This is a genomic window from Pseudomonas sp. GW822-FHT03F08 (assembly GCF_058801265.1).
In genome coordinates, this window is sequence record NZ_JBXANC010000015.1 from 18,166 (window position 1) to 34,174 (window position 16,009).

Annotated in this window: 13 protein-coding genes, 1 tRNA gene and 2 pseudogenes; 6 read left to right on the forward strand and 10 right to left on the reverse strand. The window is 60.2% G+C overall.

Annotation, left to right across the window (positions count from 1 at the left end; all coding sequences use genetic code 11):
• Nucleotides 1–111: 111 nt before the first annotated feature.
• The 4 genes and pseudogenes from AC1RME_RS28165 to AC1RME_RS28180 all read left to right on the forward strand — a co-directional run.
• Nucleotides 112–798: pseudogene (locus tag AC1RME_RS28165) on the forward strand (PAS domain-containing protein); the annotation flags it as partial.
• A 108-nt stretch (nt 799–906) separates the two neighbouring features.
• A pseudogene (locus tag AC1RME_RS28170) lies at nt 907–1,338 on the forward strand (methyl-accepting chemotaxis protein); the annotation flags it as partial.
• A gap of 87 nt (nt 1,339–1,425) precedes the next feature.
• Entirely contained in the window at nt 1,426–2,025 is a 600-nt protein-coding gene (locus AC1RME_RS28175; RefSeq protein WP_493092022.1) for a flavin reductase family protein, read from the forward strand.
• Between the two features lie 73 nt (nt 2,026–2,098).
• A complete protein-coding gene (locus AC1RME_RS28180; protein ID WP_096822684.1) occupies nt 2,099–2,731 on the forward strand; it encodes a LysE family translocator in 633 nt (210 codons plus the stop codon).
• 39 nt (nt 2,732–2,770) lie between these two features.
• On the opposite strand, the gene AC1RME_RS28185 is transcribed toward AC1RME_RS28180, so the two are convergent.
• A complete protein-coding gene (locus tag AC1RME_RS28185) occupies nt 2,771–3,583 on the reverse strand; it encodes a MerR family transcriptional regulator (protein WP_493092025.1) in 813 nt (270 codons plus the stop codon).
• 56 nt (nt 3,584–3,639) lie between these two features.
• A complete protein-coding gene (ggt, locus tag AC1RME_RS28190) occupies nt 3,640–5,472 on the reverse strand; it encodes a gamma-glutamyltransferase (RefSeq protein WP_493092026.1) in 1,833 nt (610 codons plus the stop codon).
• 155 nt (nt 5,473–5,627) lie between these two features.
• Between ggt and AC1RME_RS28195 the strand changes: the two genes are divergently transcribed.
• Nucleotides 5,628–6,734, forward strand: coding sequence for a DUF2817 domain-containing protein (locus AC1RME_RS28195; RefSeq protein WP_493092027.1), 1,107 nt, complete (start codon nt 5,628–5,630; stop codon nt 6,732–6,734).
• 77 nt (nt 6,735–6,811) lie between these two features.
• On the opposite strand, the gene AC1RME_RS28200 is transcribed toward AC1RME_RS28195, so the two are convergent.
• The 4 genes from AC1RME_RS28200 to AC1RME_RS28215 form a co-directional block, all read right to left on the reverse strand.
• Nucleotides 6,812–7,084 (reverse strand): bacteriocin immunity protein, encoded by a 273-nt coding sequence (locus AC1RME_RS28200; protein WP_096822689.1) that lies wholly within the window; start codon nt 7,082–7,084, stop codon nt 6,812–6,814.
• A 7-nt stretch (nt 7,085–7,091) separates the two neighbouring features.
• Nucleotides 7,092–8,339 (reverse strand): S-type pyocin domain-containing protein, encoded by a 1,248-nt coding sequence (locus AC1RME_RS28205; RefSeq protein WP_493092029.1) that lies wholly within the window; start codon nt 8,337–8,339, stop codon nt 7,092–7,094.
• A gap of 225 nt (nt 8,340–8,564) precedes the next feature.
• Nucleotides 8,565–8,641, reverse strand: a tRNA-Met gene (locus tag AC1RME_RS28210).
• Between the two features lie 115 nt (nt 8,642–8,756).
• Nucleotides 8,757–10,814, reverse strand: a complete 2,058-nt coding sequence (locus AC1RME_RS28215; RefSeq protein WP_493092030.1) for a methyl-accepting chemotaxis protein — start codon at nt 10,812–10,814, stop codon at nt 8,757–8,759.
• 333 nt (nt 10,815–11,147) lie between these two features.
• Here AC1RME_RS28215 and AC1RME_RS28220 point away from each other — a divergent pair, with 333 nt between their 5' ends.
• On the forward strand, nt 11,148–12,365 hold the full coding sequence (locus AC1RME_RS28220; protein ID WP_096822726.1) for an MFS transporter: 1,218 nt from the start codon (nt 11,148–11,150) through the stop codon (nt 12,363–12,365).
• Between the two features lie 63 nt (nt 12,366–12,428).
• Here AC1RME_RS28220 and ychF read toward each other — a convergent pair whose 3' ends face one another.
• The 4 genes from ychF to AC1RME_RS28240 form a co-directional block, all read right to left on the reverse strand.
• A complete protein-coding gene (ychF, locus tag AC1RME_RS28225) occupies nt 12,429–13,529 on the reverse strand; it encodes a redox-regulated ATPase YchF (RefSeq protein ID WP_096822727.1) in 1,101 nt (366 codons plus the stop codon).
• A gap of 22 nt (nt 13,530–13,551) precedes the next feature.
• Nucleotides 13,552–14,136, reverse strand: coding sequence for an aminoacyl-tRNA hydrolase (gene pth / locus AC1RME_RS28230; RefSeq protein ID WP_007951726.1), 585 nt, complete (start codon nt 14,134–14,136; stop codon nt 13,552–13,554).
• Between the two features lie 171 nt (nt 14,137–14,307).
• Complete coding sequence (locus tag AC1RME_RS28235; protein ID WP_096822729.1) at nt 14,308–14,907, reverse strand: 50S ribosomal protein L25/general stress protein Ctc; 600 nt, start codon at nt 14,905–14,907, stop codon at nt 14,308–14,310.
• Between the two features lie 141 nt (nt 14,908–15,048).
• Entirely contained in the window at nt 15,049–15,990 is a 942-nt protein-coding gene (locus AC1RME_RS28240; RefSeq protein WP_003171603.1) for a ribose-phosphate pyrophosphokinase, read from the reverse strand.
• Between the last annotated feature and the right edge of the window lie 19 nt (nt 15,991–16,009).

Here is a 16,009-nt window from a genome sequence, read left to right on the forward strand (position 1 = left end):
CTAGTCCATCGGTGCTTTCCCATGTTCAACAAACGCCTCAAGCAAGAGCTGGCGGCTCTTCGTGAAGAACTCTCCAGCCTTCTGCAAGTGAAGGAGAGCCTGGAAAGCGAGATGCTGGTGCTGACCCTTGAGCCCGACGGACGGATTCAATCGGTCAACCAGAACTTCCTCAATGAAATGCTCTACAAGAGCCAGGACCTGGTCGGCCGCGCGATCGAAGACATCGTGCCGGCCCATGTGAAGTCCGACGAATTTCATCACCGTTTCAAGTCTGCACTGACCCGGGGCGAGCATTTCGCCGGTGCCGTGCGTCTGTCGCGCGGCAATGGCGAAGAGGCGTGGCTGCGTTCGATCGCTCAGCCGATCCGCTCATCAGACGGACGGATCAAGCATTTCTCGATTTTCTCCAGCGACCTGACCCGCACCATCGAAGCCTCCCGCGAGCACGAGAACCTGATTGGCGCGCTGGTGCGTTCGACGGCGGTGATCGAGTTCGACCTCAACGGTAACGTGCTGAGTGCCAACGACCGGTTTCTCCAGGGGATGGGCTACAGCCTGGCGCAGATCAAGGGCAAACATCACCGTATGTTCTGCGAACCGGATGAGTACAACAGTGCCGAGTACCAGAACTTCTGGCGCCGCTTGAACAACGGTGAGTACGTTGCCGGACGATTCAAGCGCGTCGATCAGCATGGCCGGATCGTCTGGCTGGAAGCGTCCTACAACCCGGTACTCGACGCCAACGAAAAACTCTACAAAGTGGTGAAGTTCGCCACCGTGATCACCGATCAGGTCAATCAGGAGCAAGCCGTCGCCGAGGCCGCCAACATCGCCTACAGCACGTCCTTGCAGACCGACAGCACCGCCCAGCGCGGAACCCGTGTGGTCACCGAAGCGGTCAACGTGATGCGCGACCTGTCGCGGCACATGCAGACCGCCGGCGAAGGCATCGAGGCGCTGAACGAGCAATCGCAGGTGATCGGCACCATCGTCAAGACCATCAGCGGCATTGCCGAGCAGACCAACCTGCTGGCGCTCAACGCCGCCATTGAAGCCGCCCGTGCAGGCGAACAGGGCCGTGGTTTTGCGGTGGTGGCCGACGAAGTACGGCAACTGGCCTCGCGCACCAGCCAGGCAACCGAGGAAATCGTTGGTGTGGTGCGTCAGAACCAGGACATGGCGCGCAACGCCGTGGCGCTGATGACCGATGGCAAGCTTCAGGCCGAGCAAGGGCTGGCGCTGGCGGCAGAGGCCGGTACGGTGATCGTCGAGATCCAGGATGGCGCGCAGAAAGTGGTGAACGCGGTCGGCCAGTTCGCCAACCAGTTATCCAGCTGATGCCTGCCAGGCGAAGGGATTGTCCAAGGCAATCCCTTCGCTGTTTTTATCCCGCTACAATCGGCTCTTTTTCCCGGAGCAGATCCCATGAGCGAATCCTTCCTTCGCCCGGTTCCCCTGAACAAAGCCTACCGTTTGCTCAATCACGGGCCGACCGTGCTGGTCAGCGCCGCCCATGACGGGCAGCGCAACATCATGGCTGCCGCCTGGGCCATGCCGCTGGATTTCGAACCGCCGAAAGTCGCGGTGGTGCTGGACAAGTCGACCTGGACCCGGCAATTGCTCGAAGCGTCCGGCACCTTCGTTCTCAACGTTCCTTGCGTGAATCAGGCCGACATTGTGCAGACCGTCGGTTCGACTTCGGGCCTCGAAATCAATCGTGATCAGGGCCGGGACAAGTTTCAGGCCCATGGCTTGCAGACTTTCGCTGGCGAGCAGATCGAGGCGCCGCTGCTCGAAGGCTGCGTGGCGTGGCTCGAGTGTCGGTTGCTGCCGGAGCCGCGCAATCATGAACAATACGATCTGTTCCTGGCAGAGGTGATCGCGGCGCAGGCGGATTCACGGGTGTTCAGCGATGGACGTTGGCACTTCGATGGGCATGACGGCTTGCGCACTCTGCACCACGTGGCCGGCGGGCATTTCCTGATGATTGGCAATCCGGTGGATGGCAAGACGCTCGGGGGTTGAGCGCCGCTTGATGACAAGTCATTGTCGGATGTTGCAAGGTAAGGGTCTTGTCTAATCCGTCAGGCGCGTGCCCATGGACCTTTCCTTTTCCAGTTACCTTGCTCCGTTACTGTCGCTGGCGTTGTTGTGGACGGTTGCGGTCGTCACGCCCGGGCCAAATTTTTTCAATATCGCGCAACTGGCCGTTGGCCGTTCCCGGCGCCATGGTGTGGTTGCGGCGCTCGGGGTGGCCAGCGGGACAGTGTTGTGGGGGCTGGCCGGGGGGCTGGGCATCCAGTCGCTGTTCAGTGCCGCACCGGCGCTCTATCTGAGTTTCAAGATTGCCGGCGGCTGTTACCTGATTTATCTGGGGCTCAAGCAGTTCAAGCGCAGAGCCCCTGTCATGCAAGGAGCCCCGGACGCCCCGGAGCAAACGTTGCTGGGTGCCTATTGGCGAGGCTTTCTGGGCAACATGACCAACCCCAAATCGGCGCTGTTCGTGGCGACGATCTTCGCCACCGCCATGCCGGTCCATGTACCACCGATGTTGCTGGCGCTGGCGGTACTGACCATGGCAACGCTGTCCTTCAGTTGGTATTGCAGTGTGGCGCTGTTTTTCGCCAGTCGACGGATTGCTGGCGTTTACGAGCGCTCACGCACATGGCTGGATCGGTTGGCGGGTGGCTGTTATTTGCTGTTCGGTGCGCATCTGGTGGCTAATCGTTGACTGGAAACCAGGCGGCGCCTGAAGCCTCTTTCGTTGTCATCAACTCCTCAGCGGAATGTAGATTTCAACCACGCTGCGCGGGTCCATCGGGCCGAAGAAACGTTCTCCGCAGTATTCGAACTCGATGCCTTCGGCCGGTGCCATGCCGGCAGCGGGCAGCCATTCGCTGTAGGCGGCGCGGAAGGTTTCCGGCAACGTGGTGACAGTGCCGTGGTGTTCAACGCGGGCATAGTCACGCGCCGGTATCCGCAGCTCTACCATGCCTGCGACCAGAGGCGCATCGGCACCCACCGGCAGTCCGGCGATATAGCGCCACTGGCCGTCCTCCAGCGGTTGGCATACACCGAAGGTGCCGATCGGGTCGTGCAGCCGATCGATCTCACTTTCTCGTGGTACGAAGCGTTGCCACATCTGGGCGATGGTGCCTTCATCTTCCTGCTGCCAGGACATCCCCATGATGCGCAACTCGGGGCAGGCAATGCGCTGAGGTGTCTGCATGGCGGGTAATTCACGATCCGGTTGCGCGAGGTAGCGGGTCAGTTGTCCCAGGATGTTTTCGCTACGCTGGATATCGGCCTTCAACTGCCGAGCGTGGTTTTCAAGGGACTCGCGCAGGTTGATGACGCTGTCCAGGCCCCCACTTGAGGCAAGGGAACGAATGTCTTCCAGCGCCATGCCCAATTGTTTGAGCCAGATGATCCGCCCAAGCGTGACAATCTGCTCCGGGCGGTAATAGCGATAGCCGTTGTCACGCCCGGTGACTGCCGGGCTGAACAAACCAATGCTGTCGTAATGACGCAAGGTCTTGGTGGTGAGCCCGTGGCTGCGGGCCATTTGTCCGATGGTAAGCATGAACCTCTCCTGTTGGCTGCTCGGACTCGAGGTTAAAGCTTGCCCCAAGGGCAAGCTCAATCCCCCAACGCTTCCCCTTCACGCCGAGGATCCGCCCCACCGGCCAGCGTTGCCTTCCCCTGCGCATCCTTGACCCGCACGATGGCCTGGGTGCCGCTGGTCATGTCGATTTCGCTGACGGTATGACCCTTGTCCTTGAGCGCCTGGATCAGTGCCGGGGTGAACTGGCCCTGTTCCAGTTCTGTCGGACCGTTGCGGCTGCCGAAGTTGGGCAGGCTGATGGCGCTTTGCGGGTCGAGGTTCCAGTCGAGCAGGCCGACGGTGGTTTTGGCCACGTATTCGATGATCTGCGAGCCGCCCGGAGAGCCGACGGTGGCGACGAACTCGCCGCTGCTGCGATCAAAGATCAGGGTCGGTGCCATTGACGAGCGAGGGCGTTTGCCGGGTTCCACACGGTTGGCGACTTTCTGTCCGTTCTCTTCGGGGATGAACGAGAAGTCGGTCATCTGGTTGTTGAGCAAAAAGCCCTGAACCATCAGGTGCGAGCCGAATGCCGCTTCGATGGTGGTGGTCATCGACACCGCGCCACCGAAGTCATCCACCGCCACCACTTGCGAGGTTGAGATGCGTAGCGGCGAGCGATCCGGTGCGTAGGCAACCTGCACGCCCGGTGGGGTACCGGGCTTGGCGGTACCCATGCTGCGTTCGCCGATCAGGCTCGCGCGGCTGGCCAGATAACCCGGATCGACCAGACCTTTGACCGGCACCGGTACGAAGTCGGTATCGGCTACATATTGCGCGCGGTCGGCGTAGGCCAGTCGTTCGGCTTCGGCGATCAGGTGGACGGCTTGCGGCGCAGGTTCGAGGCCGGCCGGTTTATCGGTTTGCGCCGGTTTGAGCGGTGTCAGGGACAGACGCGGGTCGCGGGTTTCCAGCGCCTGCAAGGTGCCGAGAATCTGCGCCACCGCAATCCCGCCTGATGACGGTGGCGGCATCCCGCAAACCTGCCAGCGCTTGTAGTCGGTGCACAGTGGCGCGCGCTCCTTGGCCTGATAGTGCTGAAGGTCGTTCAGTGACAGGCTGCCGGGGTTGGCGTGGCCCTGAACCTTGGCCACGATTTCTTCGGCGATCGGGCCTTTGTACAGAGCGTCCGCACCTTCGTTGGCGATGCGTTTGAGCACGGCGGCCAACGCCGGGTTTTGCAGTCGGGTGCCAACGGCTTTGACGCTGCCGTCGTTGTTCAAGAAATACCTGGCCATGTCCGGCGAACGACGCACCACCGGGTCGGACTCCAGCAGCGAATGCAGGCGAGGGGAGATCGCAAAGCCCTGTTCGGCCAGTTTGATTGCCGGTGCAAACAATGTCGCCCACGGCAAGCGGCCCTGTTGTTTGTGCGCCAGTTCCAGCGCACGCATCACACCCGGTGTGCCGACAGAGCGTCCGCCGATCTGCGCCTGCGGGAACGGCATCGGTTTTCCATCGGCCTGCAGGAACAGCTTCTCGGTCGCGCCGGACGGTGCGGTTTCGCGACCGTCGTAGGTGCGCACCTGCTTGCCATCCCACAGCACGATCATCGCGCCACCGCCGATCCCGGAGGACTGCGGTTCGACCAGGGTCAACACGGCTTGCATCGCGATGGCGGCATCGATGGCCGAGCCACCCTGACGCAACATCTCGCGACCGGCTTCGGCAGCCAGCGGATTGGCAGCGGCGGCCATGTGTTTTTCGGCATGGCTGGCTTGCAGGTCAGTGCGATAACCGGAGGCGGCTTCCGGCGCCAGCGGCAAGGTCGAGGAGGGCGGTGCATTGCAGGCGGTGAGGGTGATGGCGCTGACGATCAGCGTCAGGGCCGGCAGGCGAAAGCGTTTCAGGGGCAGGGCTGGAAACACGCGGGGCTCTCCGTCCGTGGGATAAAAGTCTGACGGACTGTATCGGCCGACCGTACAGGACGCAAACCGTCGGTATGTTTGTCCTTCATGCCTTGGCGAATTTTCTGTAGGGTCAGGGCCAAGCGTGAAGCCAGAACAATCAACAAGAGGCCACTATGCACAGCGAGTTTCCGACCCAGTCCAGCTACCGCCATCAGCGCGAACAGTTTCTTGCCGCGGCCACCGCGGCCGGTGCGACGCTCACCTCCTACGCACATCCGCGCTGCGGGCCGTTTGGCGAGCCGCTGAGCACCGATGTGGCGGTGCTGGGAGATCCGCAGGCTAAACGGCGTCTGGTGGCGCTCAGCGGCACCCACGGGGTGGAGGGCTACTACGGTTCGGAATGTCAGATCGACTGGTTGAAGCATTTCACCCCTGGTTCGCTGCCGAAGGATGTGGCGGTGGTGATGATTCACCTGATCAATCCGTGGGGCACCGCATGGTTGCGGCGGGTCAACGAAGACAACATCGACCTCAATCGTAATCATCTGGATTTCAATCAACCGCTTCCGGACAACCAGGCCTACGCCGCGCTGCATGAGATCTACGCCTGCACCGATTTGAACGGCCCCGAGCGGCAGTGCGCCGATGCCTTGCTCGATGGGCAAATCGCCGAGCACGGCTGGCCGGCGGTGATGTCGATTGTCGAGGGCGGCCAGCACAGTCATCCCGATGGGCTGTTTTTCGGAGGCTTTGCCCCGAGCTGGTCGAATCGCACGCTGCATCAGATCATCGAGAACCACCTGGCCGGTGCTGAAACCGTGATGTGTTTCGACCTGCACACCGGCGCCGGCGAGTACGGTCATCCGATGCTGCTGACGATCACTCAGGCGCCTTATCCGGCACTGGCCCGGGCGCAATCGATCTACGGCCCGTGGCTCTACACGCTGCATACCGGTGCCGAGACTTTGAGCGAAACCGGTGTCGCGGCAACCGCTACCGGTTACACCTCGCAGGCGTTGCTTAACGCGCTGCCGGACGTGCAACTGATGCCGTTCGTGATCGAGTGCGGGACTTATCCGGGGCCGGACGTGCATCGCTACTTGCGCGACGATCACTGGCTGCATCTGCATGGCGATCCGCTGGATGCGACGGGGCGTGAGATCAAACTGAATCTGCTGGAGCAGTTCTATCCGGCCGATCCGGACTGGCGGGCGATGGTCGGTTTGCGCACGCGGCAGATCTGGGCGAAGGGGCTGGCGGCGTTAGTGGGCGAGGGATAAACAAACGGCTTACCTTTTGGTAAGCCGTTTTGACTGCTTAGTGATACGCAGCCGTCTGGAGTATCGATGCCAGATGTTTACTGCTTGAACCCTGGCAAACCCTGCGTCGCTCGCCAGTCCTTCACAATTTGCGTTACCCCCCAAGGGGAGCTATCCGCACCCGGTTCTGGGTAATAGATCAGATCCGACCCGGCTGGGTGTTCGCTGATTTTCTCGAAGTGCAACAGTAGCAAGTCAGCGCGATCATCGTTTTCGGCTTCTTTATCTTCTCTAGCGAGCTCTTCCAGCAACGCGACGAACTCGACCTCGGTATATTCCGAAATGCTGCCTTTCAGTAGATTGTCTGTCATGGGTGACCTATTCGTTCCGATGGATATCGATATGGTTTCGCGGCGTATTCACTCGCAGATTATCGACGTCGTAGACGCCGCCGCCCTCGGGTACTTTTTCGAGGTGATGAAGCTCGTAAGATCTTCTGCCTCCGACGCTATCGGCTTTTCGCACGCGTGGCGCTTTACCTTTACGCATACGGCCGGCGCTCTGGTTGATGAATTGATCTGCCGCGGCTGACTCCGAAACGGCTTTCCAAAAGGCCGCTCTGAACGAGTCGAAGCTTTGGAATTCGAGTCCCCGCAGTGAGTCTGCCACGTCTGTTGGAATGGGAACTCCCACCCCTGAGTTTGCTCCGACGAGCCATATTCCGGAAACATCCTCCCCAACCCCTGTCACCGTCCCCGGCATCAATCTCGCCGGTTTCGAAAACACCACATACAACGACTTCAGCCCGGTCTCCGCCGGAAACACCAGAATGCAATCCTCGGCGGTGATGTCTTCGCCGGGCAGGATTTCTATCTGGCTGTCGGTGTTCGCGGCGATCGGGTGGACGAGGATCGTGCTCAGTGGCTCGCCATGTTCCGGATAAACCAGCGGCGGCATCGATCCCAGCGGCCCGCGTTGCGGTGTCCACAAAATCGTGATGCCGTTGAGCTTGGCCTCCATGGCGGTCTTGTCGTTGTTCCACTCGACTTTTACGGTACGCACGGAGTCGTCGCCAAAGGCGCCGGTGTGGATGCCGTAGACCTGCATCACCCCTTCGGCATCACGCCGGAACTGGAAGCGCACGCGAGTGGTGGCGCGGGGTAGGGTGCGTAATTGTTCGTCGGTATAAAGGGTGCCGTCGCCCATTCTGGCCGGCAGCATCCCGAGGATGAACACACTGGCCGGCCCGCCTGCGCCCCGTATGGCCCAGTTGAGACGTTGCTGCAGAATTCCACCGCCCGCCATGCGCCCCAAGGCCAGATCGGCGCCGATTGCCTTCGCTACGGCGTTACTGGCAGCGGGAAAACGCATGGCGCCCGCCACCATGACCTTGCCGAAACTGGAGGCGGGCTCAGGTGTTGTGCCGGCATCCGTTCGACACCAGTTGTCCGGTGTGCAGGACTTGGCAAATACCAGATCGTCGCGGGGCTTTGGGGTTGGCCATTCATCTGTTGGAACGTAGACGGGTTCCGGCTCTCGGGGCGGAAACCAGGCGGCCCATGAGGCACCGCCGTTCGGGCGTTTTCGATGCCATTCATCGTCGAAAAGGTACTTGTCCAGGTCCATGACAACTCCCTGTCTGTCTTTGGAACGAGACGGGGGAGCTTGTCGGTCAATCGGGAGAGCGATCAAACCGACTTGCCGAGATACAGGGACCTGATCGAACGAATAATCCTCTTCGTACGTCTTTCGCGCTCTGTTCCTACGGAATCAGGCCGGCCCACTGAGGTAGGCCACTTTTCTCCGGGCATAAAAAAACGGCCTACCTTTCGGTAAGCCGTTTTTAGTACTTGGTGGCTACACAGGGACTTGAACCCCGGACCCCAGCATTATGAATGCTATGCTCTAACCAACTGAGCTATGTAGCCAAGTGGCGCGCATTATTCCCCTGAAATGGAAAAGCGTCAAGCGTAAATTTAAAATATTTCTTCTTATTTTCAACCGCTTATCCTCCCGCACCGAAAAACGGGGCGGGAAGAGCTTTCATCGCAGCTGAAATCTCCCGGTATTCGCACTCAAGGCGTGGCTGCCCTGACTCAAGGTGTCCGCCGCGAGGTTCACGGCCCGGGCGCCTTCGAGCAGACGAACCGCCGCTTGATCGACCTGCTGGATATTGCCGCTGACTTCATCGGCGGTGCTCGCCTGTTCCTCGACCGCCGTGGCGATTTGCGCGAGGGTGTCGGTGACGCTCTGCACGGCGCTGGCGATTTCTCCCAGGCGTTCGCCCAGCCCGGTGACGGCTTCGGCATCCGATTGCGCCTGGCCGCACGCGGCTTCCATCAGGCTTACCGCTTCATTCACCGTCGCACGCAAGCTGTCGACGGTGCCGGCGATCTGCGCGGTGGACGATTGCGTGCGTTGCGAGAGGCTGCGCACCTCGTCGGCCACCACAGCAAAACCGCGACCCTGTTCACCGGCACGAGCGGCCTCGATGGCGGCGTTGAGCGCCAGCAGGTTGGTTTGCTCGGCGACGCCACGAATGGTATCGACCACCAATTGAATCTGTTGGCCTTGCTCGCTGACGCGGCCTAGCGCGGCAGCAGTCTCATTCAGGCGCTGGTTGAGCTGTTGAATGCTCGCCGTGGTGCGCTGGCTGTCGCGGCTGCTGTCGGCGGCGATGCGGCGGGTGTGCTGGGCGCTGCCGGAGGCTTGTTCACAACTCTGCGCGACGCCCTGGGAGGTCGCCGCCAATTGCGTGGCGGCGGCGGCGATCTGGCTGATCTGCAATTGCTGCGCTTCGACTTCGCTGAGAGCGCCACTGGAGTGATCGTTGAGGCTGCGCACTGCGTTGCTCAGTTGCGAGGTCTCGTGATCGACGCCCAGCAGGCTGTTGCGTAGTTGCACCACGGCCACGTTGAGCGCGGTGCTGATCGACGCCAGTTCATCTCGGCCCACGACCGGCACTTGCAGGCTCAGATTGCCGTCGCGCAAGGCTTCGGCGAGCACCGTAATGCCGCTGGCGCTGCGACGGATCGAGGCTTGCAGGCAGACGAACAGATAGAGCGCTGCCAGCAGCAGACAACCGAAGACCGTCGCCACAACGATGAACTGACGAATCGCCGAGCCGTGGTAGTCGTCCAGGCGCTGATCCAGCGACACCAGCGATTGCTGGCGCAGCGTGGCGAGGTTGCCGAGCAGGGCATCGAGGCTGCGCTCGAAGTCTTCAGGTTTGAGATTGATACTGCCGCCGAAGACGCCGTCATCCAGCACTTTCAACCCGGCATCCAGCTGCTTGAGGCTGTCGTGGTATTGCCCGGCCCAGCCTTGCAGGGCCGGCGGGAGACGCGCTTCGAGCAGGCCTGCAGTTTTTACAAGCTGCTCGCGGGCATCGCCGATGCGGCTGCGCAGATCACGCAGTTGCAGGCGGCTTTGCAGGGTGAACTGCCCGGACACCACAGACGCCTGGCCCACGGCTGCCAGTCGGCCGACCCGTTCGATCAGGTCCGGTGCATGTTGAGTGGAAATCTGTGTCAGCAGATAGGTTTCCAGCCATGGCGCGAGGATCAGGCGATTGTCCATCGCGATTTGTTCGCGCAACGCTTGCAGGGCACTGAGGGCGTTGGTGAAGCGATCGTAACCGTCCGGCCACCAGCCGACGCCGGCCAGACTCTTGGAGTCCAGACCACCGAGGGCGGTTTGCAGGGCCTGATAGCGAGCCAGTGTTTCACCTTCCGCGCCTTCGGCTTTCAACGCATTACCCAGATCCTGTGTGGCTTGGGCGACGGCAGGTTGCACGCCATCGAATGCGGCCATGGCGGCGAGAGTCGCGGGCGTCGGTTGGCGGTTGGTTTCCGTGGCACGCCAGCGGGCAGCGCGGTCGCGCTGAGCGGCGAGCAGGTTGTCGAGCGCATCGAGGGCGAGCAACTGACGCACACCGGCACGTTCGCCGGAAATCAGGTTGAGCTTGTCGCGATAGTCCTGGCCGATCATCAACAGGCTACCGGCCAACGGCAGAATGAACAGCAGAAACAACAACTGGAATTTACGCGCGAAGCCAAACCGCCCCAGCAATTTGATCCCCGGTGATAAGAAAGCCTGCATGCCCCATGACTCCTCTGGACACCACGCACCATTGGCGTGCATCGCGTTCGTTGCGAGCGCGATCAGTGCCCTGCTAAAAGGCTTCGAAAGTCCACTCTCGTCCGCTCTGTAGGCAGACTCTGTAGCAAAACTTCCCATTCTCGATCCCCTTTGTAAGGGGGCCGCGTTCAAGCGGAGAAGCAAGGCAAGAATCAGACCATGGCTTTGCGCTATCACTTGCGTTGCGATGAATGAATAGTTCGTTAGCTGGCTAAGGGGATGGCGCTGGCGCACCGAAAAATGGCACATTGACGCACCTGCCCGTGTGCACCCATCTGCTGTACGGAAACTCCCATGGCTATCAGCAACGTTCAGACCGCCGCTGCGTCGGCGTCCGCTCCTCCACAAAGCAGTCCTCTGGTGATGCGCATCATCGGCGCGGTGGCGCTGGCGCATTTGATCAACGACCTGATCCAGTCAGTGCTGCCATCGATCTATCCGATGCTCAAGGCCAACTACGGCTTGACCTTCACCCAGGTCGGCCTGATCACCCTGACGTTCCAATTGACCGCTTCGCTGTTGCAACCGTGGGTCGGTTACCACACTGACCGGCACCCGAAACCGTGGCTGTTGCCGGCCGGTTCCGTGTGTACGTTGATCGGTATAGTGATGATGTCGATGGTCGGCAGTTTCCCGCTGATTCTGCTGGCGGCAGCGCTGATCGGCATCGGCTCCTCGACCTTCCACCCCGAAGCGTCTCGTATCGCGCGGTTGGCGTCGGGCGGGCGCTTCGGTCTGGCGCAATCGACTTTCCAGGTCGGTGGTAACGCCGGTTCGGCATTCGGGCCGTTGCTGGCGGCGGCAATCATCATTCCTTTTGGCCAGGGCAATGTGGCGTGGTTCGGGCTGTTCGCCGTGTTTGCGCTGTTCGTGCTGTACCGCATCAGCCGTTGGTACGCCCATCACCTGAACCTGTTCAAGCTCAAGGCTGGCCAGGCGGCGACTCACGGGTTGTCGAAGGGCAGGGTGACCAGCGCGCTGGTGGTGCTTGGATTGCTGGTGTTCTCCAAGTATTTCTACATGGCCAGCCTGACCAGTTACTTCACCTTTTACCTGATCGAGAAGTTCGACCTGTCGGTGGCCAGTTCGCAGTTGCACCTGTTTCTGTTTCTTGGCGCGGTGGCGGCAGGCACGTTCTTCGGCGGGCCGATTGGCGACAAGATCGGGCGCAAGGCGGTGATCTGGTTCTCGATCCTTGGCGTTGCGCCATTCACGCTGCTCATGCCGCATGTCGACCTGTTTTGGACCACTGTTCTGAGCGTGGTGATCGGCTTCATCCTCGCTTCGGCGTTCTCGGCGATTGTGGTGTACGCGCAGGAACTGGTGCCGGGCAACGTCGGAATGATTGCCGGCGTGTTCTTCGGGTTGATGTTCGGCTTTGGCGGGATTGGTGCGGCGTTGCTCGGGCATCTCGCGGACATTCACGGCATCGAGTACGTGTACTTCCTGTGCTCGTTCCTGCCGTTGTTCGGGGTGCTGGCGATCTTTCTGCCAAGAACCAAAAAAGTCTGACGGGCTGAATTTCAGGCACAAAAAAGCCGCGTATCAAACGCGGCTTTTTCTTGGGTGCAGCTTTTACACGTTGAAGCGGAAGTGCATCACGTCGCCGTCTTTGACGATGTAATCCTTGCCTTCCAGGCGCCATTTACCGGCTTCCTTGGTGCCCGCTTCGCCCTTGTACTGGATGAAGTCGTTGTAGGCGATCACTTCGGCGCGGATGAAGCCTTTCTCGAAGTCGGTGTGGATCACGCCAGCAGCTTGTGGTGCGGTGGCACCGACGCGGACGGTCCAGGCGCGGACTTCTTCGACACCGGCGGTGAAGTAGGTCTGCAGGTGCAGCATTTCGTAGCCGGCGCGGATCACACGGTTCAGACCAGGCTCTTCCAGGCCCAGGGCCTCGAGGAACATGTCTTTCTCTTCACCGTCGTCCAGCTCGGCGATTTCCGCTTCGATCTTGTTGCAGACCGGAACGACCATGGCGCCTTCTTCTTCGGCGATGGCCTTGACCACGTCCAGGTGCGGGTTGTTCTCGAAACCGTCTTCAGCGACGTTGGCGATGTACATGACCGGCTTGGTGGTCAGCAGGTGGAAGCCTTTGATCACCGCTTTCTCATCGGCGCTCATGTTCTTCATCAGGCTGCGCGCAGGCTTGGCTTCTGTGAAGTGAGCGATCAGTTGCTCCAGCAGGGCTTTCTGAACGACTGCGTCCTTGTCACCGCCCTTGGCATTGCGCGCGACTTTCTGCAGTTGCTTCTCGCAGCTGTCGAGGTCGGCGAAGATCAGTTCCAGGTCGATGATTTCGATGTCGCGCTTCGGGTCGACGCTGTTGGAAACGTGGATCACGTTTTCGTCTTCGAAGCAGCGCACGACGTGAGCGATCGCGTCGGTTTCACGGATGTTGGCCAGGAACTTGTTACCCAGGCCTTCACCTTTCGAGGCGCCGGCTACCAGGCCTGCGATGTCGACGAATTCCATGGTGGTCGGCAGGATGCGCTTCGGGTTGACGATGGCCGCCAGGGCGTCCAGACGCGGATCCGGCATCGGCACGATGCCGCTGTTCGGCTCGATGGTGCAGAAGGGGAAGTTCTCGGCCGCGATCCCGGATTTGGTCAGGGCGTTGAACAGGGTGGACTTGCCGACGTTAGGCAGGCCGACGATGCCGCAATTGAATCCCATGGTGTTTCCCCTCGGATAAGAGTCAGGCCTTCTGGCTGTGCAGGTTTTTCATCGCACGGTTCCATTCACCGGCGAGGATATCCGGCAGCACGCCGAGGGCAAAGTCGATGCTGGCATCGAGTTTTTCCTGTTCGGCGCGTGGCGCACGACCCAGGACGAAATTTGAAACCATACTGGCGACGCCCGGGTGGCCGATGCCAAGCCGCAGGCGGTGGAACGTATTCTGATTGCCCAATTGCGCAATGATGTCGCGCAATCCGTTGTGACCGCCATGACCGCCGCCAACCTTGAGTTTGGCGACGCCCGGAGGCAGATCGAGTTCGTCGTGCGCCACCAGGATTTCTTCAGGCTTGATGCGGAAGAAACCGGCGAGTGCCGCCACGGCCTGGCCGCTGCGGTTCATGTAGGTGGTGGGAATCAGCAGGCGAACATCCTGACCCTGATGCGAAAACCGCCCGGTCAGGCCGAAATACTTGCGATCGGCCACGAGATTCACATTCTGTGCGTGGGCGATGCGCTCAACAAAAAGGGCCCCTGCGTTATGCCGGGTCTGTTCGTATTCAGCGCCTGGATTTCCCAGGCCAACGATCAGTTTGATGGCAGTCACGATAGGGGCCCTTCCTTGGAGTGGTGGATAACATCGCCGCGATCAGGGAAGGCGGCGAAAGTGGACGAAAAATGCTCATTTACCATGGATGTAAACTCCGCGTTCTCGCCCGCTTTCTCGCTACGTTCCAGTCCGCGATGTTACCTGCTCACTCCGGCTTCACAGAGTGAATTACTCTGCTGCGCCTTCGGCAGCTTCTGGAGCAACACGTGGAGCGTGGACGTTGGCAACAGCCAGGTCGTTACCGTGAGCCAGAGCAACGAACTCAACGCCTTTAGGGGCTTTGATGTTCGACAGGTGAATGATCGAACCGATTTCAGCGTCAGCCAGGTCGACTTCGATGAACTCAGGCAGATCTTTCGGCAGGCAGGAAACTTCGATCTCGGCAACAACGTGCGAGATTTCGCCGCCTTTCTTCACTGGAGCAGCTTCGTTGATGAAGTGCACAGGAACGATAGCGGTCAGTTTCTGGCCAGCTACAACGCGTACGAAGTCAGCGTGCATCACGTGGCCTTTGGCCGGGTGACGTTGCAGAGCTTTGATGATCACGTTTTGCTTGGTGCCACCAACGTTCAGCTCGATGATGTGGCTGTAAGCCGCTTCGTTTTCGAGCAGTTTGGCAACTTCTTTGGCCAGCATGCTGATGGATTCAGGGGCTTTGTCGCCACCGTAAACAACAGCTGGAACCAGGGCGGCGAGACGACGCAGGCGGCGGCTCGCACCTTTCCCCAGGTCGGAACGCGCTTCAGCATTCAGAGTAAAATCGTTCATTTTGTATCTCCAAAATAGCCATGACCGAGTGGCGTTTGCGACCAGCGCCGAACACGGTATGGGCAAAAAAGCCCCGCCCCGGCAGGAATGCCGGGGCGGGGCGCTTTTCGTCAACGAGACATTTCGAGAAGGGCAGGGCCCTTAACGGAACATCGCGCTGATCGATTCTTCATTGCTGATGCGGCGAACCGCTTCGGCAACAACCGGTGCGATATCCAGTTGACGGATACGTGCACAGGCTTGTGCTGCAGCGGACAGCGGGATGGTGTTAGTGACCACCAGCTCGTCCAGCACGGAATTTTCGATATTCTCGATGGCCCGACCCGACAGCACAGGGTGTGTGCAGTAGGCAAAGACCTTGGCTGCGCCATGCTCTTTCAGGGCCTTGGCCGCGTGGCACAGAGTGCCGGCGGTATCGACCATGTCATCGACCAGAATGCAGGTACGCCCTTCGACATCACCGATGATATGCATCACTTCAGAGTGATTGGCTTTCTCACGGCGTTTGTCGATGATCCCGAGATCCACGCCCAGGGACTTGGCAACGGCACGTGCACGCACGACGCCACCAATGTCCGGGGACACGATCATCAGGTTCTCGAAGCGCTGATCTTCGATGTCATCCACCAGAACCGGGGAGCCGTAGATGTTATCTACCGGAATATCGAAGAAACCCTGAATCTGGTCAGCATGCAGATCAACCGTGAGAACACGGTCGATGCCGACTACGGTAAGCATGTCAGCGACGACTTTCGCGCTGATAGCCACACGTGCGGAACGCGGACGGCGATCCTGACGGGCATAACCAAAATAAGGAATAACAGCAGTGATACGAGTAGCCGAGGAGCGGCGGAAGGCGTCAGCCATCACTACCAGTTCCATCAGGTTATCGTTGGTCGGAGCGCAAGTCGGCTGAATAATGAAAACGTCTTTACCGCGAACGTTTTCATTGATCTCGGCTGTAATTTCGCCGTCGGAGAATTTACCGACAGAGATGTCACCGAGAGGGATATGCAGCTGACGTACAACACGCCGAGCCAGATCGGGGTTAGCGTTCCCCGTAAAGACCATCATCTTGGACACGCGCAGTACCTGAAGGCTG